This window comes from Pseudomonas sp. NY15374 (assembly GCF_048068255.1).
Classification (GTDB): domain Bacteria; phylum Pseudomonadota; class Gammaproteobacteria; order Pseudomonadales; family Pseudomonadaceae; genus Aquipseudomonas; species Aquipseudomonas machongensis.
Genome location: NZ_JBLUPZ010000046.1, coordinates 1 through 206, shown reverse-complemented (window position 1 = coordinate 206; position 206 = coordinate 1). Strand labels below are relative to the sequence as shown.

Below are 206 nucleotides of genomic sequence, written 5' to 3'. Positions count from 1 at the left end.
CTGACCTTCACTCTTTCGGATGGCACGAAAGTGACTGTTCCGGCTGGCAGCGCCACCGGGACCATCACCATCCACGCCCCTGATGACGTGTACGTCGGCGGCCAGCCAGCAATCGTCAACAAGCTGGAGTCCGTCACTGGTGCCGATAACTTCGAAAAGCTGACCCTGGGTCAGGGCGAAGTGAAAACCGATGTCACCGATGAGCC

Annotated in this window: 1 protein-coding gene; it reads left to right on the top strand. The window is 59.2% G+C overall.

The genetic code is table 11. From position 1 onward, the window contains the following. The coding region (locus ACNFHO_RS27460; RefSeq protein WP_416767980.1) for an immunoglobulin-like domain-containing protein at nt 1-206 on the top strand (206 nt) is incomplete at its 3' end.